The following is a 25,977-nucleotide window of genomic DNA, read 5'->3' as shown; positions in this document are numbered from 1 at the left end:
CGGCCGCAGCCTGCCGAGTCCCGGGTAAAGGAGTCTGCCCCTTTACAGGGCGGGGGTGGTGGGAATTGACCCGCGCCGAAGGCGCGGTTGGGGGCAGCGGGCCGAGGCGGCGGGCGGCGCGCGGCCCGTCCCAGCTGTGCGCACGGCGACAGGGCCGACTCCGGCGGCATGCGGCGCGGTGCGGCCGCTGCGGGGCTGCCCGGCCGGGCTGCCCGGCCGGGCTGCCCGGCCGGTCGTTCCGCGGACGCGTGCGCGCCCGTCCGGCGGTGCTCGTCGGGCCGCGGGCCGCATCCGCTCGTACGCTCGGATACATGGCAGAGGTGCACGCGGCCAGGCGCTCGCGGCTGCGCGACAGGTGCGCGGCGGCCGGGAGGGCCGCCGTGCTGGTCTCGCGCCCCGCGAACGTCCGCTACCTCGCGGGCGGCGCCCCGTACGGCGCGGTCCTGCTCCTCGGCCCCGCCGAGGACGTCCTCCTCAGCGCAGGCCCCCCCTCCGGCGACCCTGCCGAGGGCCGCCTCGCCGAGGACCTGCGCGTTCTGGCCCTCCCCGGGCCCGGCGCCGACAGCGCCGTCGCCGCCGCCGGCCTGGCGGCCGAGGCCGGGGCCGAGACCCTCGCGGTCGAGGAGCACCACCTCACCGTCGCCCGGCACCGGGCCCTCGGCGCCGCCGCCCCGCAGCTCCGTCTCGCCGACCTCGGCTGCGCCGTCGAGCAGCAGCGGCTGATCAAGGACGACGAGGAGATCGCCTGCCTGCGGATCGCCGCCGAGATCTCCGACCAGGCCCTCGGCGAGCTGCTGGAGTCGATCCTGGTCGGCCGTACCGAGCGGCATCTCGCCCTCGAGCTGGAGCGCCGCCTGGTCGACCACGGTGCGGACGGCCCGGCCTTCCCCACATCCGTCGCCACGGGGCCGAACGCCGGCGCCGCCGGCCACCTGCCCACCGACCGCCGGGTCGAGGAAGGCGACTTCCTGAGCGTCTGCCTGGGCGCGAACTACCGCGGCTACCGCTGCGAGCTGGGCCGCACGTTCGTCATCGGCACCTCGCCCGCGGCCTGGCAGATCGAGCTGTACGACCTGGTCTTCGCGGCGCAGCGGGCCGGCCGGGAGGCGCTCGTGCCGGGCGCCGTGTACTGCGATGTGGACCGGGCCGCGCGCCAGGTCCTCGACGCCGCGGGGCACGGGGAGGGCCTGGAAGGCGCCACGGGACACGGGGTAGGACTGGAAATCGACGAGGAGCCTCAGCTGTCTCCCACGGCCATGGGTAAACTGGACGCTTGTGTGCCGGTCACCGTCGAACCGGGGGTCCACCTCCCGGGCCGGGGCGGTGTCCGGATCAATGACACGCTCGTCGTCCGCCCCGAGGCGGACGGCGGACCCGAGCTACTCACCATCACGACCAAGGAACTGCTCGCGCTCTAGCTCCAGTGAGTCCGGCGCGCAGCCGAGGTCTCCCCTCCAGCCAGTCCAGGAGATTCAAGCAACCGTGGCCACCACGAACGACCTGAAGAACGGCATGGTGCTCAAGCTCGACGGGGGCCAGCTCTGGTCCGTCGTCGAGTTCCAGCACGTCAAGCCCGGCAAGGGCCCTGCCTTTGTCCGCACCAAGCTGAAGCACGTGCTCTCCGGCAAGGTGGTCGACAAGACCTTCAACGCCGGCGTGAAGGTCGAGACGGCCAACGTCGACAAGCGCGGCATGCAGTTCTCGTACAAGGACGGCAGCGACTTCGTGTTCATGGACATGGACACGTACGACCAGCTCCACATCACCCCGGAGACCGTGGGCGACGCGGCCAACTTTCTCCTCGAGGGCTTCGAGGCCGTGGTGGCGATGTACGAGGGCAACCCGCTGTACGTCGAGCTCCCGGCCGCCGTCGAGCTGTCCATCGAGTACACCGAGCCCGGTGTCCAGGGCGACCGCTCCACCGGCGGCTCCAAGCCCGCGCGCCTGGAGACCGGCTACGAGATCGGCGTCCCGCTCTTCATCACCACGGGCGAGAAGATCAAGGTCGACACCCGCTCCGGCGAGTACCTCGGCCGGGTGAACAAGTAATCGTGGCAGCACGCAACAAGGCCCGGAAGCGCGCATTCCAGATCCTTTTCGAGTCCGACCAGCGCGGCGCCGCCGTGCGGACCGTGCTCGCGGACTGGCTGCGGCTCGCCCGGACCGACGACCGGCAGCCGCCGGTCAACGAGTACACGATGCAGCTGGTCGAGGGGTACGCGGAGCACACGGACCGGATCGACGAGCTGATCGCCACCTACGCCGTGGGCTGGACGCTCGACCGCATGCCTGTGGTGGACCGGAACATCCTGCGGCTCGGCGCGTATGAGCTGATCTGGGAGGACGACGTTCCGGACGCGGTGGTGATCGACGAGGCCGTGCAGCTCGCCAAGGAGTTCTCCACCGACGACTCGCCGGCCTTCGTGAACGGCCTGCTGGGCCGTCTCAAGGAGCTCAAGCCGAGCCTGCGCAGGGCTTAGACCCGCTGGGCGCGCAGCAGCGAACCGGGCCCGGAACGCGTCGCGTCCTGGGCCCGGTGGCTGTCTGCCGGGAACCGGGCTTCCGCAGCCGCACCGCGCGGGCCGTGATGTACCCCCATCCCCATGCGGCGACGCGCCCTCGTGCAGCGATGCGCGCCCCCGCGGCGTTCGCGCCGCAGGTCGGGGCGCCGCAGCCGGGGGCGCCCGACGCCGCGGCGCACACAAACCGCCGGGGGGCGGTGGCACCCCGAAGGGTGCCACCGCCCCCCGGCGGCACGTTTCTTCAATTTCGGCTCAGCTGACGCGCGAGCGTCAGGCGTCTTCGTGCTGGACCGCCCTGCGGGCATCCGCGTCCAACACACCCCAGCTGATGAGCTGTTCGGTCAGCACCGAGGGCGACTGGTCGTAAATGACCGCGAGCGTACGCAGGTCGTCCTGGCGGATCGACAGCACCTTGCCGTTGTAGTCACCTCGCTGGCTCTGGATCGTCGCGGCATAGCGCTGCAGCGGACCCGCTTTCTCGGCCGGCACGTGGGCCAGCCGCTCCAGGTCCAGCACCAGCTTCGGCGGCGGCTCTGCCGCACCGCCGGGAGTGGTGCCCGGCAGCAGCTCCTGCACCGGGACGCCGTAGAAGTCCGCCAGCTCCGCGAGGCGCTGCACGGTCACCGCTCGGTCGCCACGCTCGTACGAACCGACGACGACGGCCTTCCAGCGTCCCTGCGACTTCTCCTCGACGCCGTGAAGGGAAAGGCCCTGCTGGGTGCGGATGGCGCGAAGCTTGGCCCCGAGCTGTTTGGCGTATTCGCTGGACATATAGCTCCCCGGAAGAAGGCTGGTAACTCACTGTGAGGTTACGCAGCGTAATCTGACTTAGTCAAGCGGAACGGGTCCAGACCGGGGGTCCTCCGTGGTCAGGGGCGTCCCGGGGGCGCTGCCGGCCACGCATGCGCCCCCTGGTACCGTGGGCGATGCACATCCCGACGTCCTTTAAGGTCCGTCCCGTGAGGCGGAGAAGGAGGTCCGTTTCTTATGGACGCATCCAGCCCCCGGGGTCCGGCTCACGCCCGCCCCGTTCTCGAGGCCCCCGACATCGACCGGGTCCTCACCCGCATCGCCCACGAGATCGTCGAGCGCGCCAAGGGCGCCGACGAAGTGGTGCTTCTCGGCATCCCCACCCGCGGCGTCTTCCTGGCCCGCCGACTGGCCGCCAAGCTCGAGGAGATCACCGGCCGCCCCGCGCCCGTCGGCTCCCTCGACATCACCATGTACCGCGACGACCTGCGGCTGCGCCCCGCCCGTGCCCTCGCGCGCACGGACATCCCCGGCGACGGCGTCGACGGCCGCCTGGTCGTCCTGGTCGACGACGTGCTCTTCTCCGGCCGTACGATCCGCGCCGCGCTCGACGCGCTGGGCGACATCGGCCGCCCCCGCGCCGTACAGCTCGCGGTCCTCGTCGACCGCGGCCACCGCGAACTTCCCATCCGCGCCGACTACGTCGGCAAGAACCTCCCCACGTCGCTGCGGGAGACGGTGAAGGTCCAGCTGACCGAGGAGGACGGCCGCGACAGCGTGCTCCTCGGCGTACGCGAGACCGCCTCGGCCGTCGAGCAGTAGCGCCCCGCCCGCGGCCCCGGTGACCCCGGGCCGTGCCCACGCGCGCCCACCCCGCACACCTCACTCCCACCCACGGAGCCACCAGATGAAGCGCCACCTCATCTCGGCCGCCGACCTCTCGCGCGACGACGCCGTCCTGATCCTCGACACCGCTGAGGAGATGGCCAGGGTCGCCGACCGGCCGATCAAGAAGCTGCCGACCCTTCGCGGCCGCACGGTCGTCAACCTCTTCTTCGAGGACTCGACCCGCACCCGGATCTCCTTCGAGGCCGCCGCCAAGCGCCTCTCGGCCGACGTCATCAACTTCTCCGCCAAGGGGTCCTCGGTCTCCAAGGGCGAGTCGCTCAAGGACACCGCGCTGACCCTCGAGGCGATGGGCGCGGACGCCGTGGTCATCCGCCACTACGCCTCCGGGGCCCCGCACCGGCTCGCCACCTCCGGCTGGATCAACGGCTCGGTCGTCAACGCCGGTGACGGCACGCACGAGCACCCCACCCAGGCGCTGCTCGACGCGTTCACGATGCGCCGCCACCTCGCGGGCGCCCCCGACGGCGGCCCGACGCACCACCAGGGCCCCGGGGACGGCACGGGACGCGACCTCGCGGGCCGCCGTATCACCATCGTCGGCGACATTCTGCACAGCCGGGTCGCCCGCTCGAACGTCCACCTGCTGCACACCCTCGGCGCCGAGGTCACCCTCATCGCGCCGCCCACCCTGCTGCCGATCGGCGTCGAGACCTGGCCCTGCGAGGTGGGCTACGACCTGGACGCCGTCCTGCCGAAGTCCGACGCCGTGATGATGCTGCGCGTCCAGCGGGAGCGCATGAACGCCGCGTTCTTCCCCACCGAGCGCGAGTACGCCCGCCGGTACGGGCTCGACGGCGACCGGATGGCCCGTATGCCCGAGCACGCCGTGGTCATGCACCCCGGCCCGATGAACCGCGGCATGGAGATCACCGCCGAGGTGGCCGACTCGCCGCGCTGCACGGCCGTCGAGCAGGTCGCCAACGGCGTCAGCATCCGGATGGCCGTCCTCTACCTGCTGCTCGGCGGTGCCGAGCCGGCCCCCTCGACGACCTCCACCCCTTCGACCGCTCGTACCGAGGAGACCAAGCAAGCATGAGCAAGACCCTGATCCGCGGTGCGAAGATCCTCGGCGGCGAGCCGCAGGACGTCCTCATCACGGACGAGACCATCACGGCCGTCGCCCCCGCCCGCCGGGGCGACAGCGATCTGACCGTCTCGAGCGCCGAGGGCGCCACCGTCATCGAGGCGGAGGGCAAGATCCTGCTGCCCGGTCTCGTCGATCTCCACACCCACCTGCGCGAGCCCGGCCGCGAGGACTCCGAGACCGTCCTCACCGGCACCCGCGCCGCCGCCATCGGCGGCTTCACCGCCGTGCACGCCATGGCCAACACGTTCCCGGTCGCCGACACCGCGGGCGTCGTCGAGCAGGTCTGGCGGCTCGGCAGGAGCCACGGCTACTGCGACGTCCAGCCGGTCGGCGCCGTCACCGTCGGCCTGGAGGGCAAGAAGCTCGCCGAGCTCGGCGCCATGCACGACTCGGCCGCGGGCGTCCGCGTCTTCTCCGACGACGGCAAGTGCGTGGACGACGCCGTGATCATGCGGCGGGCGCTGGAGTACGTGAAGGCCTTCGACGGCGTCATCGCGCAGCACGCCCAGGAGCCCCGCCTCACCGAGGGCGCCCAGATGAACGAGGGCATCGTCTCCGCCGAGCTCGGCCTCGGCGGCTGGCCCGCCGTCGCCGAGGAGTCGATCATCTCCCGCGATGTGCTGCTGGCCGCCCACGTCGGCTCCCGCGTGCACATCTGCCACCTCTCCACCGCTGGTTCCGTCGAGATCGTCCGCTGGGCCAAGTCCAAGGGGTGGGACGTGACCGCCGAGGTCACCCCGCACCACCTGCTGCTCACCGACGAGCTCGTGCGGTCGTACAACCCCGTCTACAAGGTGAACCCGCCGCTGCGCACCGAGGCCGACGTCATGGCCCTGCGCGAGGCCCTCGCCGACGGCACGATCGACTGCGTCGCCACCGACCACGCCCCGCACCCGCACGAGGACAAGGACTGCGAGTGGGCCGCAGCGGCCATGGGCATGGTCGGCCTGGAGACCGCGCTCTCCGTCGTCCAGCACACGATGGTCGACACCGGTCTCATCGACTGGGCCCAGGTCGCCGACCGGATGTCCTTCCGCCCGGCCGCCATCGGCCGCCTCGAGGGCCACGGGCGGCCCATCGCGACGGGCGAGCCCGCGAACCTGACCCTCGTGGATCCGGCTTACCGTGGTGTGGTGGACCCCGCGGGCTTCGCCTCCCGCAGCCGCAACACCCCGTACGAGGGACGCGAGCTGCCGGGGCGCGTCACCCACACCTTCCTGCGGGGCCGGGCGACGGTCGTGGACGGGAAGCTGGCGTGACTCCTCTCATCAACCTTGCTGCCGGGCAGAAGTCCCAGGAGGTCACCGAGCTGGCCGCGCGCATCGGCTGGGTCGTGGGCCTGCTGCTCTTCATCGCGCTCCTGTACTGGCTGATGCGCGAGGGCTGGAAGTGGCGCGGCCTGCTCCAGTCCGACCTGCCGGAGCCGGACGCGGTGCCCGACGCACTGTCGGAGGCGAAGCTCTCCATGACCGGCCGGTACCACGGGTCGACGACCGCGGGCCAGTGGCTCGACCGGATCGTCGCCCACGGCCTGGGCACCCGCAGCCGTGCCGAGCTGACGCTCACCGACGAGGGCCTGGCCGTCGTACGCCCCGGCGCGCGGGACTTCTTCGTGCCCGCGGACGCGCTGCGCGGCGCCCGGCTCGACAAGGGCATCGCGGGCAAGGTCCTCACCGAGGGCGGCCTGCTGGTCATCACCTGGCAGCACGGCGAGAAGCTGATCGACTCCGGCTTCCGCTCCGACCGCTCGGCCGAGCACCCCGCCTGGGTCGAGGCCCTGAACCACCTGAACACCACGACGGAAGGCGCACGATGACGACCTCCACCCGGGGGGCCAGGACCCCCGCCGTACTCGTCCTGGAGGACGGCCGCACCTTCCGCGGCCGTGCCTACGGGGCCGTGGGGGAGACCTTCGGCGAGGCCGTCTTCTCCACCGGCATGACCGGCTACCAGGAGACCCTGACCGACCCGTCGTACCACCGCCAGGTCGTCGTCATGACCGCCCCCCACGTCGGCAACACCGGCGTCAACGACGAGGACCCCGAGTCCAAGCGCATCTGGGTCTCCGGTTACGTCGTACGCGACCCCGCGCGCGTGCCGTCCAACTGGCGCGCCGTCCGCAGCCTCGACGAGGAACTCACCGCCCAGGGCGTCGTCGGCATCAGCGGCATCGACACCCGGGCGCTCACCCGCCACCTGCGCGAGCGCGGCGCCATGCGCGTCGGCATCTTCTCCGGCCCTGCGTTGGTCAGCGCCTCCGGCGCGGGGATCGCCGACGAGGCCACGCTGCTCGCCAAGGTCCAGGCCTCGCCCCAGATGAAGGGCGCGGACCTGTGCGGCGAGGTCGCCACCCCCGAGGCGTACGTCGTCCCCGCCGTCGGAGCCAAGAAGTTCACCGTCGCCGCCGTCGACCTCGGTATCAAGGGCATGACCCCGCACCGGATGGCCCAGCGCGGCATCGAGGTGCACGTGCTGCCCGCCTCCGCCACCGTCGACGACGTCTACGCGGTCCGGCCCGACGGCGTCTTCTTCTCCAACGGCCCCGGCGACCCGGCCACCGCCGACCACCCGGTCTCCGTCATGCAGGGCGTACTGGAGCGGAAGACCCCGCTCTTCGGCATCTGCTTCGGCAACCAGATCCTCGGCCGCGCGCTCGGCTTCGGCACCTACAAGCTGAAGTACGGCCACCGCGGCATCAACCAGCCGGTCCAGGACCGCACTACCGGCAAGGTCGAGGTCACCGCGCACAACCACGGCTTCGCCGTCGACGCTCCGCTCGACCGCGACTCCGACACGGCGTACGGGCGCGTCCAGGTCTCGCACGTCTGCCTCAACGACGGCGTGGTCGAGGGCCTCCAGTGCCTCGACGTCCCGGCGTTCAGCGTCCAGTACCACCCGGAAGCGGCCGCGGGTCCGCACGACGCCGCGTACCTGTTCGACCGCTTCGTCTCCCTGATGGAGGGCCAGCGTGCCTAAGCGCACCGACATCCAGTCCGTTCTGGTCATCGGGTCGGGACCGATCGTCATCGGCCAGGCCGCCGAGTTCGACTATTCCGGGACCCAGGCCTGCCGCATCCTGCGGGCCGAGGGCATGCGGGTCGTCCTGGTCAACTCCAACCCGGCCACGATCATGACCGACCCGGAGATCGCCGACGCCACGTACGTCGAGCCGATCACCCCGGACATCGTCGAGAAGATCATCGCCAAGGAGCGCCCCGACGCGCTGCTGCCCACCCTCGGCGGCCAGACCGCGCTCAACACCGCGATCTCCCTCCACGAGGCGGGCACCCTCGACAAGTACGGGGTCGAACTGATCGGCGCCAACGTCCAGGCCATCCACAAGGGCGAGGACCGCGACCAGTTCAAGGACGTCGTCGAGGCGGTCAACGCCAAGATCGGCCACGGCGAGTCCGCCCGCTCGGTCATCTGCCACTCCATGGACGAGGTCCTGGCGGGCGTGGAGCAGCTCGGCGGCTACCCCGTCGTCGTACGGCCCTCCTTCACCATGGGCGGCGCGGGCTCGGGCTTCGCGCACGACGAGGACGAGCTGCGCCGTATCGCAGGCCAGGGCCTGACCCTGTCTCCCACCACCGAGGTGCTCCTCGAGGAGTCGATCCTCGGCTGGAAGGAGTACGAGCTGGAGCTGATGCGCGACAAGCACGACAACGTCGTGGTCGTCTGCTCCATCGAGAACTTCGACCCGATGGGCGTGCACACCGGCGACTCGATCACCGTCGCCCCGGCGATGACGCTGACCGACCGCGAGTACCAGATCCTGCGGGACATCGGCATCGCGGTCATCCGCGAGGTCGGCGTGGACACCGGCGGCTGCAACATCCAGTTCGCGGTCAACCCCGAGGACGGCCGGGTCATCGTCATCGAGATGAACCCGCGCGTCTCCCGGTCCTCCGCCCTGGCGTCGAAGGCAACCGGCTTCCCGATCGCGAAGATCGCGGCCAAGCTCGCCGTCGGCTACACACTCGACGAGATCCCGAACGACATCACCCGGGAGACCCCGGCGTCCTTCGAGCCCACGCTCGACTACGTCGTCGTCAAGGTGCCGCGGTTCGCGTTCGAGAAGTTCCCGGCCGCCGACGCCACCCTCACCACCACCATGAAGTCGGTCGGCGAGGCCATGGCCATCGGCCGTAACTTCCCCGAGGCGCTGCAGAAGGCCCTGCGCTCGCTGGAGAAGAAGGGCAGCCAGTTCTCCTTCACCGGACACCCGGGCGACAAGGGCGAGTTGCTGAACGCCGCCCGCATCCCGACCGACGGCCGGATCAACACGGTCATGCAGGCCATCCGCGCCGGGGCCGAGCCCAAGGAGATCTTCGACGCCACGAAGATCGACCCGTGGTTCACCGACCAGCTCTTCCTCATCAAGGAGATCGCGGACGAGGTCGCTGCGGCCGACAAACTCCACCCCGAGCTGCTGGCCGAGGCCAAGCGCTACGGCTTCTCCGACGCCCAGCTCGCGCAGATCCGGGACCTGCGCGAGGACGTCGTCCGCGAGGTCCGGCACGCCCTCGGCATCCGCCCCGTCTACAAGACGGTCGACACCTGTGCCGCCGAATTCGCCGCCCGGACCCCGTACTTCTACTCCTCCTACGACGAGGAGACCGAGGTGGCGGCGCGCGAGAAGCCCGCCGTGATCATCCTCGGCTCCGGCCCCAACCGCATCGGCCAGGGCATCGAGTTCGACTACTCCTGCGTTCACGCCTCCTTCGCGCTGCACGACGCGGGCTACGAGACCGTCATGGTCAACTGCAACCCGGAGACCGTCTCCACCGACTACGACACCTCCGACCGCCTCTACTTCGAGCCGCTCACGCTGGAGGACGTACTGGAGATCGTCCACGCGGAGGCGCAGGCAGGGCCGGTCGCGGGCGTCATCGTCCAGCTCGGCGGCCAGACCCCGCTCGGCCTCGCGCAGGCACTCAAGGACAACGGCGTGCCGATCGTCGGCACCTCGCCCGAGGCCATCCACCTCGCCGAGGAGCGCGGCGCCTTCGGCCGCGTCCTGAAGGAGGCCGGCCTCCCCGCCCCCAAGCACGGCACCGCCTTCTCCTTCGCCGAGGCGCGCGAGATCGCCGAGGAGATCGGCTACCCGGTGCTCGTACGCCCGTCGTACGTGCTCGGCGGCCGCGGCATGGAGATCGTCTACGACGAGGAGTCGCTGGCCGCGTATCTGGAGCGGCACGCGGGCCTGATCTCCGAACACCCCGTCCTCGTCGACCGGTTCCTCGACGACGCCATCGAGATCGACATCGACGCGCTCTACGACGGCACCGAGCTCTACCTCGGCGGCGTCATGGAGCACATCGAGGAGGCCGGCATCCACTCCGGCGACTCGGCCTGCGCGCTGCCCCCGATCACCCTCGGCGGCTTCGACATCAAGCGGCTCAGGGCCTCCACCGAGGCCATCGCGCGCGGTGTCGGCGTCCGCGGCCTGATCAACATCCAGTTCGCGATGGCCGGGGACATCCTCTACGTCCTGGAGGCCAACCCGCGCGCGTCCCGTACGGTCCCCTTCACGTCCAAGGCCACCGCCGTGCCGCTGGCGAAGGCCGCCGCCCGCATCTCGCTGGGCGCGACCATCGCCGAGCTGCGCGCCGAAGGCCTGCTGCCGGCGAGCGGCGACGGCGGCACGCTGCCGCTCGACGCACCGATCTCCGTCAAGGAGGCCGTGATGCCGTGGAGCCGCTTCCGGGACGCCTCCGGGCGCGGTGTGGACACCGTCCTCGGCCCCGAGATGCGCTCCACCGGCGAGGTCATGGGCATCGACTCGGTGTTCGGCACGGCGTACGCGAAGTCGCAGGCCGGGGCGTACGGCGCGCTGCCGACCAAGGGCCGTGCCTTCGTCTCCGTCGCCAACCGCGACAAGCGCTCGATGATCTTCCCGGCGCGCGAGCTGGTCGCGCACGGCTTCGAGCTGCTCGCCACCTCCGGCACCGCCGAGGTGCTCAAGCGCAACGGCATCAACGCGACGGTCGTGCGCAAGCAGAGCGAGGGCGAGGGGCCGAACGGCGAGAAGACCATCGTCCAGCTGATCCACGACGGCCAGGTGGACCTGATCGTCAATACCCCGTACGGCACCGGCGGCCGCCTCGACGGCTACGACATCCGTACGGCGGCGGTCGCGCGCGGCGTGCCCTGCCTGACGACGGTCCAGGCCCTGGCCGCGGCCGTCCAGGGCATCGAGGCGCTCAGCCGTGGCGACGTCGGCGTCCGCTCCCTCCAGGAGCACGCGGAACATCTCACCGCCGCACGCGAGGCGTAAGCCCCTCCCGCCCACTCGCTCCTGAAAGGGGCGGGTGGGCGGCCTCTGGACACCCCCTCACGCCCGCGGAAGGCCGTCTCCACCCATGTACTCCCTCCTGTTCCGACTGATCTTCCGGCGGATGGACCCCGAGCAGGCCCACCACCTGGCCTTCTCCTGGATCCGCCTCGCCGCCCGCACCCCGGTGCTGCGCAGCGCCGTACGGGCCGCGCTCGCGCCCCGCTACGCCGGGCTGCGGACCACCGCGCTCGGCCTCGGGCACGCCGGGCCCTTCGGGCTGGCCGCGGGCTTCGACAAGAACGCGCTCGGGATCGACGGTCTCGCGATGCTCGGTTTCAGCCACGTCGAGATCGGCACCGTCACGGCCCAGCCACAGCCCGGCAACCCCCGGAAGCGGCTGTTCCGGCTGGTCCGCGACCGCGCGCTGATCAACCGGATGGGCTTCAACAACGAGGGCTCCGCGGCCGTCGCCGCCCGGCTGGGCAGGCGCAGGGAGATCTTCCCCGTGGTCGTCGGCGTCAACATCGGCAAGACCAAGGCTGTCCCCGAGGAGGAGGCCGTCGCCGACTACGTGACCTCGACCGAGCGACTCGCCGCCCGCGCCGACTACCTGGTCGTCAACGTCAGCTCCCCGAACACCCCCGGACTGCGGAACCTCCAGGCCGTCGAGCACCTGCGACCGCTGCTCTCCGCCGTCCGCGAGGCGGCGGACCGCTCGGTCACCGACCGCCGCGTCCCGCTGCTCGTCAAGATCGCACCGGACCTCGCGGACGAGGACGTGGACGCCGTCGCCGATCTCGCGGTCGAGCTGGGCCTCGACGGGATCATCGCCACCAACACCACCATCGCCCGCGACGGCCTCGGCCTGACCACGGACAAGGCCACGGTCGAGGAGATCGGAGCCGGAGGCCTGTCCGGCGCGCCCCTCAAGGCCCGCTCCCTTCAGGTGCTGCGCCGGCTCTACGCGCGCGTGGGCGACCGGATCACCCTCGTCGGCGTCGGCGGGATCGAGACCGCCGACGACGCCTGGCAGCGCATCCTCGCCGGCGCCACCCTGGTCCAGGGCTACAGCGGCTTCATCTACGAAGGCCCCCGGTGGTGCCGGAAGATCAACGCCGGGCTCGCGGACCGCCTCGCCCGCAGCCCGTACGCCACCCTCGCCGACGCCGTCGGCGCCGAGACCCGTAAGGCGGCCGCGTGATGATCGAGCTCGAGCCCTTCGGCGCCCGGCTGCGCCGGGCCATGGATACCCGCGGCCCGCTGTGCGTCGGCGTCGACCCGCACGCCTCGCTGCTCACCGGCTGGGGCCTGAACGACGACGTCGCAGGCCTGGAGCGGTTCACGCGTACGGTCGTCGACGCCCTCGCCGACCGCGCCGCGGTCCTCAAGCCGCAGTCGGCGTTCTTCGAGCGCTTCGGCTCGAAGGGCATCGCCGTCCTGGAGCGCGCCGTCGCCGACGCCCGCTCCGCCGGAGCCCTGGTGATCATGGACGCCAAGCGCGGCGACATCGGCTCGACCATGGGCGCGTACGCCGAGACGTACCTCCACAAGGACAGCCCGCTGTTCTCGGACGCCGTCACCCTCAGCCCGTACCTCGGCTTCGGCTCGCTGCGCCCGGCGCTGGACGCGGCCGTGATCAACGGCTGCGGGGTCTTCGTCCTCGCTCTCACCTCCAACCCGGAGGGGGCCGAGGTGCAGCGCGCCACGGCCGCGGGCGGCCAGTCCCTCGCCCAGGTGATGCTCGACCACATGGCGGCCGAGAACGCGGGCGCGGAGCCGCTCGGCTCGGTCGGCGCGGTCGTGGGCGCCACCTTGGGGGCCGCCCGTGCCGATCTGGCCATCAACGGTCCGCTGCTCGCCCCCGGCATCGGCGCCCAGGGCGCGACCCCGGCCGACCTCCCCGGCGTCTTCGGCTCGGCAGTCCGCAACGTGGTGCCGAGCGTCAGCCGCGGGGTACTGCGCAACGGGCCGGACGTGGCGGGGCTGCGGGAGGCGGCGGCCCGCTTCGCGGACGAGGTACGGGCGGCCGTATACGGGGGGTAACGCGGGCCGGTCGGCGGCCGCGCGGCGCTCCCGGCTCGTCCCTGTTGAACAATTTCGTGCGAAACCGGGGGGTATTTGTCCTAATTGTCCCAGTCAAGCGAGGCTGACCAGGACTTTTCGTTCGTTCTCGCTGACTGGAGCGCCCTCGGCCGCTAGTCTCCGTCGCAGAGCGAACGTGCAAGCGCGTTGCTCGTTGCTCCGCAGGTGTGGGGCGACTAGGTTCCAACCGGTCCGTATCCGACAGTTCGACATCCGAGGTGACGTAGGCGTGGCTCTTCCGCCCCTTACCCCTGAACAGCGCGCAGCCGCGCTCGAAAAGGCCGCCGCGGCTCGCCGGGAGCGGGCCGAGGTCAAGAATCGACTCAAGCACTCCGGCGCCTCGCTGCATGAGGTCATCAAGCAGGGCCAGGAGAACGATGTCATCGGAAAGATGAAGGTCTCCGCCCTCCTCGAGTCCCTGCCCGGCGTCGGCAAGGTCCGTGCCAAGCAGATCATGGAGCGGCTCGGCATCTCCGAGAGCCGCCGCGTACGCGGCCTCGGGTCCAACCAGATCGCGTCGCTTGAGCGCGAGTTCGGCGGCGCCGCCTCCTGATGTTCTCGGGCACCCCCGGGAACCTGGATAATCGCTGCATGAGCGAACGTCCGCGGCTGACCGTGCTCTCCGGCCCCTCCGGGGTCGGGAAGAGCACGGTCGTCGCCCATCTGCGCAAGGTCCACCCCGAGGTCTGGCTCTCGGTCTCGGCCACCACCCGCAAGCCCCGCCCCGGGGAGCGGCACGGCGTCCACTACTTCTTCGTCGACGACGAGGAGTTCGACAAGCTCATCGCCAACGGTGAGCTGCTGGAGTGGGCCGAGTTCGCGGGGAACCGGTACGGGACGCCGCGACGAGCGGTCCTGGAACACCTGGAGGCGGGCCAGCCCGTGCTGCTGGAGATCGACCTCCAGGGTGCCCGGCTGGTCCGCGAGTCCATGCCGGATGCGCTGCTGGTCTTCCTCGCCCCGCCGAGCTGGGAAGAGCTGGTCCGCCGGCTCACCGGCCGCGGCACCGAGCCGCCGGAGGTCATCGAGCGCCGGCTGGAGGTCGCCAAGACCGAGCTCGCGGCCGAGCCGGAGTTCGATACGACCCTGGTCAACACCTCGGTCGAGGACGTGGCGCGCGAGCTGCTAGCCTTGATGCAGAGTAATTGATCTTTTCCACCCTTTCGGAAGGTAGAGCGTGTCCTCTTCCATCACCGCGCCCGAGGGCATCATCAACCCGCCGATCGACGAGCTGCTCGAGGCCACCGACTCGAAGTACAGCCTCGTGATCTACGCGGCCAAGCGCGCGCGTCAGATCAACGCGTACTACTCCCAGCTCGGCGAGGGCCTGCTCGAGTACGTGGGCCCGCTCGTGGACACTCATGTGCACGAGAAGCCGCTCTCGATCGCCCTGCGCGAGATCAACGCGGGTCTGCTGACCTCGGAGGCCGTCGAGGGCCCGGCGCAGTAAGTAGCATTAATCTCGGCTTTTCCACAGGCCCGGCGGTACGTCCGCCGGGCCTGTGGTGTGTCATAGACGCATGAGTGAGGCGATGGAAAAGCCAAAGGTCGTGCTGGGAATCAGCGGCGGGATCGCCGCGTACAAGGCGTGCGAGCTGCTGCGCCGCCTGACCGAGTCCGGGCATGACGTACGGGTCGTGCCGACCGCCTCCGCGCTGCAGTTCGTCGGCGAGGCCACCTGGTCCGCGCTCTCCGGCAACCCCGCCTCCACCGAGGTGTGGGAGTCCGTCCACGAGGTGCCCCACGTCAGGATCGGCCAGGCCGCCGACCTTGTCGTGGTCGCCCCGGCCACCGCCGACATGCTCGCCAAGGCCGCCCACGGCATTGCCGACGACCTGCTCACCAACACGCTCCTCACCGCCCGCTGTCCGGTGATCTTCGCCCCGGCCATGCACACCGAGATGTGGGAACACCCGGCCACTCAGGAGAACGTCGCCACGCTGCGCCGCCGCGGCGCCGTCGTCATCGAGCCCGCCGTCGGCCGGCTCACGGGCGTCGACACCGGCAAGGGGCGGCTCCCCGAGCCCGGCGAGATCTTCGATGTCTGCCGCCGCGTCCTCGCCCGCGGGGCCGCCGGCGCCGAGCAGGACATGGCGGGCCTCCATGTCGTCGTGAGCGCGGGCGGCACCCGCGAGCCGCTCGACCCCGTGCGCTTCATCGGCAACCGCTCGTCCGGCAAGCAGGGTTACGCCCTGGCCCGCACGGCCGTCGCGCGCGGCGCCCGCGTGACGCTGGTCGCCGCCAACACCACCGGACTGCCGGACCCGGCGGGCGTCGATGTCCTCCCGGTCGGGACGGCCGTCCAGCTGCGCGAGGCGGTGCTCAAGGCCGCGGCCGACGCGGACGCCGTCGTCATGGCCGCCGCCGTCGCCGACTTCCGGCCCGCGCGCTACGCCGAAGGCAAGATCAAGAAGCAGGAGGGAGTGGAGCCCGAGCCGATCGCCCTGGTGCGCAACCCGGACGTGCTCGCCGAGATCTCCGCCGACCGGGCGCGGGCAGGACAGGTGATCGTCGGCTTCGCCGCCGAGACCGACGACGTCCTGGCCAACGGCCGCGCCAAACTGGCCCGCAAGCGCTGCGACCTGCTGGTTGTCAACGAGGTGGGGGAGCGCAGGACCTTCGGCTCCGAGGAGAACGAGGCCGTCGTGCTCGGCGCCGACGGCAGCGAGACCCCGGTGCCCTTCGGGCCGAAGGAGGCCCTGGCCGATACGGTCTGGGACCTGGTGAGGGCACGCATCCGCTGATATCTTGCGCTTCGCTCCCGGAACGCCCGATTCAGGCCGACACGCCCGACTCGCGGAGGGGGAACGGGCGGCGAATGTCCAGTGAACGGCCGGTGCACCAGGTCACAAGGCTCCCACGAAGCGAGATGCCATGTTCGTTCGTCGAAGGTGACGGATAAACTGGTGCCGGATCCGCGTCGGGCGCAGCCCCCGCACGGGTCCGCCTATGATCAGCCATGATCAGTCAGCAGCCGCTGCAACCCCAGGGAGCGATGTGTCCCGCCGCCTCTTCACCTCGGAGTCCGTGACCGAGGGCCACCCCGACAAGATCGCTGACCAGATCAGCGACACGATTCTCGACGCGTTGCTCAAGGAGGACCCGACCTCCCGGGTCGCCGTGGAGACCTTGATCACCACGGGCCTTGTGCACGTGGCCGGCGAGGTGACGACCAAGGCCTACGCGCCGATCGCCACGCTCGTCCGGAACAAGATCCTCGAGATCGGCTACGACTCCTCGAAGAAGGGCTTCGACGGCGCTTCCTGTGGTGTGTCGGTGTCCATCGGCGCGCAGTCGCCGGACATCGCGCAGGGCGTCGATGCCGCGTACGAGCAGCGGGTCGAGGGCGACGACGACGAGCTGGACCGGCAGGGCGCGGGCGACCAGGGCCTGATGTTCGGCTACGCCTGCGACGAGACGCCCGAGCTGATGCCGCTGCCGATCTACCTGGCCCACCGGCTCTCCCGGCGGCTGTCGGAGGTCCGGAAGAACGGGACCATCCCGTACCTGCGTCCGGACGGCAAGACCCAGGTCACCATCGAGTACGACGGCGACAAGGCCGTGCGTCTCGACACCGTCGTGGTCTCCTCGCAGCACGCCTCGGACATCGACCTGGACTCGCTCCTGGCGCCCGACGTCCGCGAGTTCGTCGTGGAGCACGTGCTGGAGCAGCTGGTCGAGGACGGCATCAAGCTGGACACCAACGGCTACCGGCTGCTGGTGAACCCGACCGGCCGTTTCGAGATCGGCGGCCCGATGGGCGACGCGGGCCTCACCGGCCGGAAGATCATCATCGACACCTACGGCGGCATGGCCCGCCACGGCGGCGGCGCCTTCTCCGGCAAGGACCCGTCCAAGGTCGACCGCTCGGCGGCGTACGCGATGCGCTGGGTCGCGAAGAACGTCGTCGCGGCCGGTCTCGCCTCGCGCTGCGAGGTGCAGGTCGCGTACGCGATCGGCAAGGCCGAGCCGGTCGGCCTGTTCGTGGAGACCTTCGGCACCGCCAAGGTGGAGGTCGACAAGATCGAGCAGGCCATCAGTGAGGTCTTCGACCTGCGCCCGGCCGCGATCATCCGCGACCTGGACCTGCTCCGTCCGATCTACGCCCAGACCGCGGCGTACGGCCACTTCGGCCGCGAGCTCCCGGACTTCACCTGGGAGCGCGCGGACCGCGTGGACGCGCTGAAGGCGGCGGCCGGTCTGTAGGCCTGACCTGACAGCGCTGCGGGACCAAGACTGGGGAAAGTCCGGGGCCGCAGCGCTGTGGTACTGGCCGCTACGCGGGAATCCCTGCGGTACGGCCGTTGGCGACTGCCCGGGCCGCGCCCAGGGCCCGACGACGCCGGCTCCACTCACGCGGCGCCCCGACCGTTTCCCCGGATGAGTCCGATTCGTGCCTTGGGGCTCGCGCGGGCCAGCAGGGGGGACACGATGGCGCCCTCAGGCATCGGCAGCTCGGCCGGGCTGAGGCAGGTGGTTCACCTGCCGAGTATGCGTTCGGTTTCTGTTTCTCTGGTGGGTCGTCGTGTCGGTCCCGTCTGGTAGGACGGTGGGTGTGAGCAGCGAGAAAGGGCGGCCGGAGCGGGATCCGGCGCATGGCGCCCCGGCGGCGGAACCGCACGGGGGTGAGCAGCTCGCGCTCATTCGCGAGACCGTGCGCAAGACGAAGGCGCCGCGGGCCAAGCCGCGCACCTGGCGCGGTGCCGCGCTCGCCGAGGAGCGCCCGGTGGCGCGGGTGCTCGTCGACAAGGGCCTGATCCACCTCGACCAGTACTTCGACTACGCCGTCCCCGCCGCGATGGATGCCGAGGCGCAGCCCGGCGCCCGCGTCCGCGTCCGTTTCGGAGCCCGGGTCGTGAAGGGACGGCGCGAGGGCGGGGAGCTGCACGACGGGTTCATCGTGGAGCGCCTCGGGGAGAGCGACTACCGCGGCCCGCTGGCCCCCATCGCCCAGGTGCTCTCCCCCGAACCGGTGCTGAGCCCCGGCCTGCTGGCCCTGTGCCGCGCGGTCGCCGACCGGTACGCGGGGGCGCTCGCCGACGTCGTACAGCTGGCCGTCCCCCCGCGCCGCGTACGCCCCGAGGCCGAGTCCGCCGCCGAACCGCTGCCGCCGCCCCCGGCACCGGCCCCCGGGACGTGGTCGCGGTATGCCAGCGGCCCCGGCTATCTCCAGGCTCTGGCGCGCGGCGACTCCCCGCGGGCGGTCTGGACCGCGCTGCCGGGGCCCCACTGGGCGGACGAGCTCGCGCGGGCCGCCGCGGCGGCGCTCGCCTCCGGGCGCGGCGCGCTCGTCGTCGTGCCCGACGGGCGTACGGCGGGGCGCGTCGACGCCGCGTTCACCGCGCTGATCGGCGCTGGGCGCCATGTGCTGCTCACCGCCGACAGTGGCCCCGAGGAGCGCTACCGCAGATGGCTCGCGGTCAGCCGAGGCTCCGTGCGGGCCGTGGTCGGCACCCGGGCCGCCATGTTCGCCCCCGTGCGCGACCTGGGCCTCGCCGCCATCTGGGACGACGGGGACTCAAGCCACAGCGAGCAGCACGCCCCGCAGCCGCACGCGCGCGAGGTGCTTCTGCTGCGCGCCGCCCACGAGAAGGCCGCGTTCCTGCTCGGCGGTGTCGGCTGCACGGTCGAGGGCGCGCAGCTCGTCGAGACCGGCTGGGCGCTGCCGCTCGCGGCGCCGAGGGACCAGGTCCGCGCCGCGGCGCCCCTGATCCGTACGGTCGGCGACGCCGATCTGGCGCGCGACGAGGCCGCCCGCGCCGCCCGGCTGCCGACCCTGGCCTGGCAGGTGGTGCGGGAGGGCCTGCGTACGGGCCCGGTGCTGATCCAGGTGCCCCGGCGTGGGTACGTGCCGAGGCTGTCCTGTGAGCGGTGCCGGACCCCGGCCCGCTGTGGGCAGTGCGCCGGTCCGCTCGAGGCGGAGGAGGCGCAGGACGGGCAGGACGGGGGCGGGCTGCGATGCGGGTGGTGCGGGCGTGCCGAGACGGCATGGCACTGCGCCGAGTGCGGGGGAGCGCGCCTGCGTGCACAGATCGTCGGTGCGCGGCGCACGGCCGAGGAACTGGGCAGGGCCTTCCCCGCGGTTGCGGTACGGACCTCGGGCCGCGACCACGTTCTGGACACCGTCCCGGACCGGCCCGCCCTGGTCGTCAGCACGCCGGGCGCGGAGCCGGTCGCCGAGGGCGGTTATGCCGCCGCGTTGCTGCTCGACGGCTGGGCCATGCTCGGCCGCCCCGACCTGCGGGCGGGGGAGGAGGCGCTGCGCCGCTGGCTGGGTGCGGCCTCACTCGTGCGCGGCCAGGAGGACGGGGGCACGGTGGTCGTCGTCGCCGAGCCGACGCTGCGGCCCGTACAGGCCCTGGTCCGCTGGGACCCGGCGGGCCATGCGATGCGGGAGCTCGCCGAGCGGGCCCAGCTGGGGTTCCCGCCGGTCTCCCGGATCGCGGCGGTGGCCGGGCGCCCCGAGGACGTTCAGGACCTGGTCACCTCGGCCGAACTCCCGGAGGGCACGGAGGTGTTGGGGCCTGTGCCGCTGCCGGTGACGGAGCCGGGCCGCCCGCGCCGCCCGGGGGACCCCCCGCCGGGGGAGAGCTGGGAGCGCGCCCTGCTGCGCGTCCGGCCGGGCAGCGGCGCGGCCCTTGCGGCTGCCCTCAAGGCGGGCCAGGCTTCCCGCGCGGTCCGCCGCGAGGGCGAGCCCGTCCGCGTCCGCATCGACCCACCGGATCTCGGCTGACGGCGGGGCGGCGCACCTGGGTAGACTCCCGGGTCCGGCCGCCAACCGCCGGGGGGAGCCCACTCGTTCGGGGCTGGGGGCGACGCACGGCCGCCGGGCCGGTCAGGCCTCGTCAGCCGTGCCGCGGGCCCGGGAGGGCCGTGGGGCGGGGTTCTTCGCGGACGGGCGAGGGGGCGGGCCGCGGTGGCATCGAGCGGGCCGCGGGGACGGCGGGCTGCGGCGCGCCGTGCCGGATGCCGGACGGCGCCGGCGCGATCGGCACGGTGGGGCCGTCCGCCGTCGTACGGGCCGGGTTCTCGTTCTCGGGGCCGCTCTGCGCGGTCGCGCGGCGTGAGCCGTAACGGCGGTGTACCGCCTGCTTCGTCACCCCGAGCGCCGAGCCCACCGCGTCCCAGGAGAAGCCCAGCGAGCGGTCGAAGTCGACGGCCGCCGTGACCAGTGTCTCTACGCTGTCGCGCAGCTCCTGGGCGAGCCGCACCGTGGGCGCGGGCGCCCTCCCGTAGACGACGAAGCCCGCGGACGGGCCGGTGCGCCGCGGCCGGTAGACGTTGCCCAGCTGGGCGGTGAGCGTGCGCAGTGCGTCCACCTGCCGGCGGACCCGCTCGATGTCCCGCACCAGCAGGTGCAGGCTGGCCCGAGCCTGGGCGTCGTGGGTTGCGTGGTCGGCCATGAACAAGCCTCTCGAACCGGCGTTGAAAAGGAGCGGGCCGCGACTGCGGCCCGTGCGGTCAATCTCTCTTGACCGGACCAACGCGGGACCTGCCTTCGGGGTCACGGCCCCGGGAGCGTGGACCCGTAGCCGATGGGCGGACGGGAGTGGGTACGGCCTGGGCCGGGCGCGGGCCGTACCGCGGCAGGCTGAGCCCGGGGGCGAGCCCATAGACTGGTGCGCTCCGCACCCGGCCGAACCCGGCACCGGCTGCCCGGCCCGGCACCGGCCGAACCCGGCACCCTGCCACCGTCGTTCTCGCCTGAGAGGCAGCGCACCACCGATGAAGCTCGTCTTCGCCGGCACCCCCGAGGTCGCCGTACCCGCACTGGACGCCCTGATCGCCTCGGAGCGGCACGAGGTCGCGGCCGTCGTCACGCGGCCCGACGCGGCCGCGGGCCGCGGGCGCCGCCTCGTCGCCAGCCCCGTCGCGCAGCGCGCCGAGGAGGCGGGCATCGAGGTGCTCAAGCCCGCGAAGCCGCGCGACGAGGACTTCCTCGCACGGCTCAGGGAGATCGCCCCGGACTGCTGCCCGGTCGTGGCCTACGGCGCGCTGCTGCCCAAGGAGGCGCTGGAGATCCCCGCCCGCGGCTGGGTGAACCTGCACTTCTCGCTGCTGCCCGCATGGCGCGGCGCCGCACCCGTGCAGCACGCCGTGCTGGCGGGCGACGAGGTGACCGGCGCCTCGACCTTCCGGATCGAGGAGGGGCTCGACTCGGGGCCGGTGTACGGGGTGGTCACCGAGCAGGTGCGGCCGACGGACACCAGCGGGGACCTGCTGACCCGACTCGCCTTCGCGGGCGCGGGACTGCTGGCCGCGACGATGGACGGCATCGAGGACGGGACGCTCAAGGCGGTGCCGCAGCCCGCCGAGGGCGTCACGTACGCGTCGAAGATCAATGTCGAGGACGCCCTGATCGACTGGTCGGCGCCCGCGCTGCGGGTGGACCGGCTCGTCCGCGCCTGCGCCCCCGCGCCGGGCGCCTGGACGGTGTTCCGCGGGGAGCGGCTGAAGGTGATGTCGGTGGCGCTGCTGCCGGACCGTACGGACCTGGGGACCGGCGAGCTCGCCGTCACCAAGAACGCGGTGTACGCCGGGACGGGCTCGCACGCCGTCGAGCTGCTGTGGGTGCATCCGCAGGGCAAGAAGCCGATGCGGGCGGCCGACTGGGCGCGCGGTGTGCGCATCGCGGGCGGGGAGAGGCTGGGCGCATAGGCGTACGGGCCGCGCAGACATAGCAGCCGTCGCGCAGACGTAAGTCCCCAGAGTCACGGGAGACCGGGAACGCCTTGACCTCGACTCTTGTTGAGGTTCTAGGGTCCGTGTCGTGCCGGGAACCCCACCGCGGCACACCGAGACTCTCGGAGGTGCCCGATGGACATGGAAGTCACCGCGTGGTCGTCGCTCCACCGGGCGACGTACGCCCAGGACGCCGACCGGCGCCCCTTCTCCCGCGCGACGCTCCGCCGCATCGGCGGCTTCGCCCGCCCGCACCGCGCCAAGCTGCTCTGGTTCCTGCTGCTCGGCATCGCGACGGCCATGCTCGCGGTCGCCACGCCCCTGCTCGCCGGCCGGGTCGTCGACGCGATCGTGGACCGCACCTCGAGCGGCGTCGTCATCGGGCTCGCCGCCCTCATCGCCGTCATCGCGCTGGCCGAGGCCGGACTCGGGCTCGTGACCCGCTGGCTGTCCGCCACCATTGGCGAGGGCCTGATCCTCGATCTGCGCACCGCGGTCTTCGACCACGTCCAGCGCATGCCGGTCGCCTTCTTCACGCGTACCCGCACCGGCGCTCTGGTCAGCCGCCTCAACAACGACGTCATCGGCGCGCAGCGGGCGTTCAGCGACACCCTCTCCGGCGTCGTCGGCAACTTCGTGACGCTGCTCCTCACGCTGATCGTGATGATCGGGATCTCCTGGCAGATCACCCTCCTCGCGCTGCTCCTGCTGCCCGTCTTCCTGCTGCCCGCCCGGCGGGTCGGCGGCCGGCTTGCGAAGCTGCGCCGCGAGGCCGCGAACCACAACGCCGCAATGAGCACCCAGATGACCGAGCGCTTCTCCGCTCCCGGAGCGACGCTGGTGAAGCTGTTCGGGCGCCCGGCCGACGAGTCGGCCGAGTTCGCCGCCCGGGCGGACCGCGTACGGGACATCGGGGTGCGTACGGCGATGGTCCAGGTCTCGTTCGTCACCGCGCTGACCCTGGTCTCCGCCCTGGCCCTCGCCCTCGTCTACGGGCTGGGCGGTTTCTACGCGCTGCGCGGCCGGCTCGACCCCGGCGCCGTCGTCGCGCTCGCGCTGCTGCTCACCCGCCTCTACGCGCCGCTGACCGCCCTGGCCGGAGCCCGCGTCGAGGTGATGAGCGCCCTGGTGAGCTTCGAGCGCGTCTTCGAGGTGCTGGACCTGAAGCCGCTCATCACCGAGAAGCCGGACGCCCGGCGGGTTCCGGACGGGCCGGTGTCCGTGGAGTTCGACCGGGTCAACTTCGGCTACCCGTCCGCCGACAAGGTCTCCCTCGCCTCCCTCGAAGAGGTGGCCCAGCTCGACACCCGGGGCGGGGTCGACGTCCTGCACGATGTGTCCTTCCGCGCCGAGCCGGGCCACATGGTCGCCCTCGTCGGCTCCTCCGGCGCGGGCAAGTCGACCATCGCGCAGCTGGTGCCGCGGCTGTACGACGCCGACAGCGGCGCCGTACGCCTCTCCGGCGTGGACGTACGGGACCTGACCGCCGACTCGGTCCGCGAGACCCTCGGCATGGTGACGCAGGACGGACACCTCTTCCACGACTCGATCCGCGCGAACCTGGTGCTCGCGCGCCCCGGCTCAGGCGACGACGACCTCTGGGACGCCCTCCGCAGGGCCCGGCTCGACGGGCTCGTCGCGGCGCTGCCCGACGGCCTGGACACGGTCGTCGGCGAGCGCGGTTACCGCCTCTCCGGCGGCGAGCGCCAGCGGTTGACGATCGCCCGGCTGCTGCTGGCACGGCCGCGCGTGGTCATCCTCGACGAGGCCACCGCGCACCTGGACTCGACGTCCGAGGCGGCCGTCCAGGAGGCGCTGAGCGAGGCGCTCGACGGGCGCACCGCGGTGGTCATAGCCCACCGGCTGTCCACCGTGCGGGCCGCGGACCTCATCCTCGTCGTCGAGGACGGGCGGATAGTGGAGCGCGGTACGCACACCGATCTGCTGTCGGCGGGCGGCCGCTACGCGGAGCTGTACCGGACCCAGTTCGAGCAGCCGTCCCCGCAGCGGCCGGCGGCGGTCCGGGCAGCGCAGGCGACGTAGGCTGGTCGTCCCAGCCGCGAATCCGTTCAGCCGCGATCCATCTCCGGAGCACATTTCCCGTGACCGACCAGCACCGTCGTCGCCGTCCCGGCGCGCCCTACCGCCGCCCCAAGAAGGACCCGGTCCGCATCCTCGCCTTCGAGGCGCTGCGGGCCGTCGACGAGCGCGACGCGTACGCCAACCTCGTGCTGCCGCCGCTGCTGCGCAAGGCCCGGGAGGAGGAGGGCTTCGACGGCCGGGACGCGGCGCTCGCGACGGAGCTGGTGTACGGGACGCTCCGCCACCAGGGCACGTACGACGCGATCATCGCCGCGTGCGTGGACCGGCCGCTGCGCGAGGTCGACCCGCCGGTGCTGGACGTGCTCAGCCTGGGCGCGCACCAGCTGCTCGGCACCCGGATCCCGACGCACGCGGCGGTCTCGGCGACCGTCGAGCTCGCTCGGGTCGTACTCGGCGACGGGCGGGCGAAGTTCGTCAACGCCGTGCTGCGCAGGATCGCGGACGACGAGCTCGGCGGCTGGCTGGAGCGGGTCGCCCCGCCGTACGACGAGGACCCCGAGGACCACCTGGCCGTCGTCCACTCGCACCCGAGGTGGATCGTCTCCGCGCTGTGGGATGCGCTGGGCGGCGGCCGCGCCGGGATCGAGGACCTGCTGGAGGCGGACAACGAGCGGCCCGAGGTGACGCTCGTCGCCCGGCCCGGCCGGTCCACCACCGGCGAGCTGCTGGAGACGCTGGGGGAGGAGGCCGGGCTGCCGGGCCGCTGGTCGCCGTACGCCGTGCGGCTGGCGGAGGGCGGCGAGCCCGGGGCGATCGACGCGGTCCGCGAGGGGCGCGCGGGCGTGCAGGACGAGGGCAGCCAGCTGGTCGCTCTCGCGCTCGCGAACGCCCCCCTGGACGGGCCCGACGCCCGCTGGCTCGACGGCTGCGCCGGGCCGGGCGGCAAGGCGGCGCTGCTCGGCGCACTGGCGGCGGAGCGCGGCGCCGCGCTGCTCGCCTCGGAGAAGCAGCCGCACCGGGCGCGCCTCGTCGACCGGGCGCTCGCCGGGAACCCGGGCCCGTACCAGGTGATCGCCGCGGACGGCACCCGCCCGCCGTGGCGCCCCGGCGCCTTTGACCGGGCGCTGGTGGACGTGCCGTGCACCGGCCTCGGCGCCCTGCGGCGCCGCCCGGAGGCCCGGTGGCGGCGCCGCCCCGAGGACCTGGACGGCTTCGCGCCGCTGCAGCGCGCGCTGCTGCGCGAGGCGCTGAACGCCGTACGCGTCGGCGGGGTGGTCGGGTACGCGACCTGCTCGCCGCACCTGGCGGAGACGCGGACCGTGGTCGAGGACGTGCTGAAGGGGCGGGGCGGGGCGGCGGCCCCCGCGGAGTGGATCGACGCCCGGCCGCTGATGCCGGGGGTGCCCGTACTGGGCGACGGCCCGGACGTCCAGCTGTGGCCGCATCAGCACGGCACGGACGCGATGTATCTGGCCCTGTTGCGGCGTACGGGGTGACGCGGCGCCGCCGCGATATTCGTGGAGGTGCGTGCGGCCGAGTTCGGCACCGCCGGCCCGCGCCGCCGTGGTTGAGCGCCGTTGCGGCGGACAATTTTTCCGCCGCGACGGCGAGAAGCCGGACGG

The 25,977-nt window shown here is 72.5% G+C and carries 22 protein-coding genes; 20 read left to right on the top strand and 2 right to left on the bottom strand.

Going from position 1 to position 25,977, the window contains the following annotated elements:
* Positions 1–311: 311 nt before the first annotated feature.
* The 3 genes from ACTWP8_RS08015 to nusB all read left to right on the top strand — a co-directional run bounded on the left by ACTWP8_RS08015 (position 312) and on the right by nusB (position 2,480).
* Positions 312–1,418, top strand: a complete 1,107-nt coding sequence (locus tag ACTWP8_RS08015) for an aminopeptidase P family protein (protein WP_443321428.1) — start codon at positions 312–314, stop codon at positions 1,416–1,418.
* 64 nt (positions 1,419–1,482) lie between these two features.
* The gene (gene efp, locus ACTWP8_RS08010; RefSeq protein WP_443320029.1) at positions 1,483–2,049 is read left to right on the top strand and encodes an elongation factor P; all 567 of its coding nucleotides are present in this window, start codon (positions 1,483–1,485) and stop codon (positions 2,047–2,049) included.
* 2 nt (positions 2,050–2,051) lie between these two features.
* Positions 2,052–2,480, top strand: coding sequence for a transcription antitermination factor NusB (gene nusB / locus ACTWP8_RS08005; protein ID WP_443320030.1), 429 nt, complete (start codon positions 2,052–2,054; stop codon positions 2,478–2,480).
* Between the two features lie 312 nt (positions 2,481–2,792).
* Here nusB and bldD read toward each other — a convergent pair whose 3' ends face one another.
* Entirely contained in the window at positions 2,793–3,293 is a 501-nt protein-coding gene (gene bldD, locus ACTWP8_RS08000) for a transcriptional regulator BldD (RefSeq protein WP_004948690.1), read from the bottom strand.
* Between the two features lie 216 nt (positions 3,294–3,509).
* Here bldD and pyrR point away from each other — a divergent pair, with 216 nt between their 5' ends.
* The 14 genes from pyrR to ACTWP8_RS07930 all read left to right on the top strand — a co-directional run bounded on the left by pyrR (position 3,510) and on the right by ACTWP8_RS07930 (position 20,363).
* Positions 3,510–4,094 (top strand): bifunctional pyr operon transcriptional regulator/uracil phosphoribosyltransferase PyrR, encoded by a 585-nt coding sequence (gene pyrR / locus ACTWP8_RS07995; protein ID WP_443321427.1) that lies wholly within the window; start codon positions 3,510–3,512, stop codon positions 4,092–4,094.
* Positions 4,095–4,179: 85 nt separating this feature from the next.
* Positions 4,180–5,217, top strand: a complete 1,038-nt coding sequence (locus ACTWP8_RS07990; RefSeq protein ID WP_443316584.1) for an aspartate carbamoyltransferase catalytic subunit — start codon at positions 4,180–4,182, stop codon at positions 5,215–5,217.
* Positions 5,214–6,527 carry a dihydroorotase gene (locus tag ACTWP8_RS07985; protein ID WP_443321426.1) on the top strand — a complete coding sequence of 438 codons (1,314 nt, stop codon included), beginning with the start codon at positions 5,214–5,216 and terminating at the stop codon, positions 6,525–6,527. The genes ACTWP8_RS07990 and ACTWP8_RS07985 overlap by 4 nt, the downstream gene beginning before the upstream one ends.
* Complete coding sequence (locus ACTWP8_RS07980; protein WP_443321425.1) at positions 6,524–7,084, top strand: PH-like domain-containing protein; 561 nt, start codon at positions 6,524–6,526, stop codon at positions 7,082–7,084. Before ACTWP8_RS07985 ends, ACTWP8_RS07980 begins: the two co-directional genes overlap by 4 nt.
* Positions 7,081–8,244, top strand: coding sequence for a glutamine-hydrolyzing carbamoyl-phosphate synthase small subunit (gene carA / locus ACTWP8_RS07975; protein WP_443321424.1), 1,164 nt, complete (start codon positions 7,081–7,083; stop codon positions 8,242–8,244). The genes ACTWP8_RS07980 and carA overlap by 4 nt, the downstream gene beginning before the upstream one ends.
* On the top strand, positions 8,237–11,548 hold the full coding sequence (gene carB, locus ACTWP8_RS07970; protein WP_443321423.1) for a carbamoyl-phosphate synthase large subunit: 3,312 nt from the start codon (positions 8,237–8,239) through the stop codon (positions 11,546–11,548). The genes carA and carB overlap by 8 nt, the downstream gene beginning before the upstream one ends.
* Positions 11,549–11,633: 85 nt before the next feature.
* Positions 11,634–12,749 (top strand): quinone-dependent dihydroorotate dehydrogenase, encoded by a 1,116-nt coding sequence (locus ACTWP8_RS07965; RefSeq protein WP_443321422.1) that lies wholly within the window; start codon positions 11,634–11,636, stop codon positions 12,747–12,749.
* Positions 12,750–12,751: 2 nt separating this feature from the next.
* Positions 12,752–13,591 (top strand): orotidine-5'-phosphate decarboxylase, encoded by an 840-nt coding sequence (gene pyrF / locus ACTWP8_RS07960; protein WP_443321466.1) that lies wholly within the window; start codon positions 12,752–12,754, stop codon positions 13,589–13,591.
* Between the two features lie 268 nt (positions 13,592–13,859).
* Entirely contained in the window at positions 13,860–14,183 is a 324-nt protein-coding gene (locus ACTWP8_RS07955) for an integration host factor (protein ID WP_055492888.1), read from the top strand.
* Positions 14,184–14,221: 38 nt separating this feature from the next.
* Positions 14,222–14,779, top strand: a complete 558-nt coding sequence (gmk, locus tag ACTWP8_RS07950) for a guanylate kinase (RefSeq protein ID WP_443321421.1) — start codon at positions 14,222–14,224, stop codon at positions 14,777–14,779.
* Between the two features lie 28 nt (positions 14,780–14,807).
* The gene (gene rpoZ / locus ACTWP8_RS07945) at positions 14,808–15,080 is read left to right on the top strand and encodes a DNA-directed RNA polymerase subunit omega (protein ID WP_003982715.1); all 273 of its coding nucleotides are present in this window, start codon (positions 14,808–14,810) and stop codon (positions 15,078–15,080) included.
* Between the two features lie 82 nt (positions 15,081–15,162).
* On the top strand, positions 15,163–16,374 hold the full coding sequence (gene coaBC, locus ACTWP8_RS07940) for a bifunctional phosphopantothenoylcysteine decarboxylase/phosphopantothenate--cysteine ligase CoaBC (protein ID WP_443321465.1): 1,212 nt from the start codon (positions 15,163–15,165) through the stop codon (positions 16,372–16,374).
* Positions 16,375–16,627: 253 nt separating this feature from the next.
* On the top strand, positions 16,628–17,836 hold the full coding sequence (metK, locus tag ACTWP8_RS07935) for a methionine adenosyltransferase (protein WP_443316591.1): 1,209 nt from the start codon (positions 16,628–16,630) through the stop codon (positions 17,834–17,836).
* A 349-nt stretch (positions 17,837–18,185) separates the two neighbouring features.
* The gene (locus tag ACTWP8_RS07930) at positions 18,186–20,363 is read left to right on the top strand and encodes a primosomal protein N' (RefSeq protein WP_443321420.1); all 2,178 of its coding nucleotides are present in this window, start codon (positions 18,186–18,188) and stop codon (positions 20,361–20,363) included.
* Between the two features lie 112 nt (positions 20,364–20,475).
* On the opposite strand, the gene ACTWP8_RS07925 is transcribed toward ACTWP8_RS07930, so the two are convergent.
* Positions 20,476–21,033, bottom strand: coding sequence for a hypothetical protein (locus ACTWP8_RS07925; RefSeq protein WP_443316593.1), 558 nt, complete (start codon positions 21,031–21,033; stop codon positions 20,476–20,478).
* 322 nt (positions 21,034–21,355) lie between these two features.
* Between ACTWP8_RS07925 and fmt the strand changes: the two genes are divergently transcribed.
* From fmt to ACTWP8_RS07910, 3 genes are all read left to right on the top strand, one after another.
* Positions 21,356–22,288: a methionyl-tRNA formyltransferase gene (gene fmt, locus ACTWP8_RS07920; protein ID WP_443321419.1), complete on the top strand. Its 933-nt coding sequence runs from the start codon at positions 21,356–21,358 to the stop codon at positions 22,286–22,288.
* 159 nt (positions 22,289–22,447) lie between these two features.
* A complete protein-coding gene (locus ACTWP8_RS07915) occupies positions 22,448–24,355 on the top strand; it encodes an ABC transporter ATP-binding protein (protein ID WP_443321418.1) in 1,908 nt (635 codons plus the stop codon).
* A 59-nt stretch (positions 24,356–24,414) separates the two neighbouring features.
* A complete protein-coding gene (locus ACTWP8_RS07910) occupies positions 24,415–25,851 on the top strand; it encodes an RsmB/NOP family class I SAM-dependent RNA methyltransferase (protein ID WP_443321417.1) in 1,437 nt (478 codons plus the stop codon).
* The last annotated feature ends 126 nt before the right edge of the window (positions 25,852–25,977 follow it).

Source organism: Streptomyces sp. 7N604 (genome assembly GCF_052245475.1).
Lineage (GTDB): Bacteria > Actinomycetota > Actinomycetes > Streptomycetales > Streptomycetaceae > Streptomyces.
Note: the sequence above shows the minus strand (reverse complement) of the source record. Positions and strands in the feature narration are given on the sequence as shown.

What these genes read in the sequence shown, in the direction of transcription:
- pyrR (WP_443321427.1), top strand. Translation starts at nt 3,510, where the DNA reads ATGGACGCATCCAGCCCCCGGGGTCCGGCTCACGCCCGCCCCGTTCTC.
- ACTWP8_RS07965 (WP_443321422.1), top strand. Translation starts at nt 11,634, where the DNA reads ATGTACTCCCTCCTGTTCCGACTGATCTTCCGGCGGATGGACCCCGAG.
- fmt (WP_443321419.1), top strand. Translation starts at nt 21,356, where the DNA reads ATGAAGCTCGTCTTCGCCGGCACCCCCGAGGTCGCCGTACCCGCACTG.
- ACTWP8_RS08015 (WP_443321428.1), top strand. Translation starts at nt 312, where the DNA reads ATGGCAGAGGTGCACGCGGCCAGGCGCTCGCGGCTGCGCGACAGGTGC.
- coaBC (WP_443321465.1), top strand. Translation starts at nt 15,163, where the DNA reads ATGGAAAAGCCAAAGGTCGTGCTGGGAATCAGCGGCGGGATCGCCGCG.
- ACTWP8_RS07990 (WP_443316584.1), top strand. Translation starts at nt 4,180, where the DNA reads ATGAAGCGCCACCTCATCTCGGCCGCCGACCTCTCGCGCGACGACGCC.
- carA (WP_443321424.1), top strand. Translation starts at nt 7,081, where the DNA reads ATGACGACCTCCACCCGGGGGGCCAGGACCCCCGCCGTACTCGTCCTG.
- ACTWP8_RS07915 (WP_443321418.1), top strand. Translation starts at nt 22,448, where the DNA reads ATGGACATGGAAGTCACCGCGTGGTCGTCGCTCCACCGGGCGACGTAC.
- ACTWP8_RS07985 (WP_443321426.1), top strand. Translation starts at nt 5,214, where the DNA reads ATGAGCAAGACCCTGATCCGCGGTGCGAAGATCCTCGGCGGCGAGCCG.
- gmk (WP_443321421.1), top strand. Translation starts at nt 14,222, where the DNA reads ATGAGCGAACGTCCGCGGCTGACCGTGCTCTCCGGCCCCTCCGGGGTC.
- bldD (WP_004948690.1), bottom strand. Translation starts at nt 3,293, where the DNA reads ATGTCCAGCGAATACGCCAAACAGCTCGGGGCCAAGCTTCGCGCCATC.
- ACTWP8_RS07925 (WP_443316593.1), bottom strand. Translation starts at nt 21,033, where the DNA reads ATGGCCGACCACGCAACCCACGACGCCCAGGCTCGGGCCAGCCTGCAC.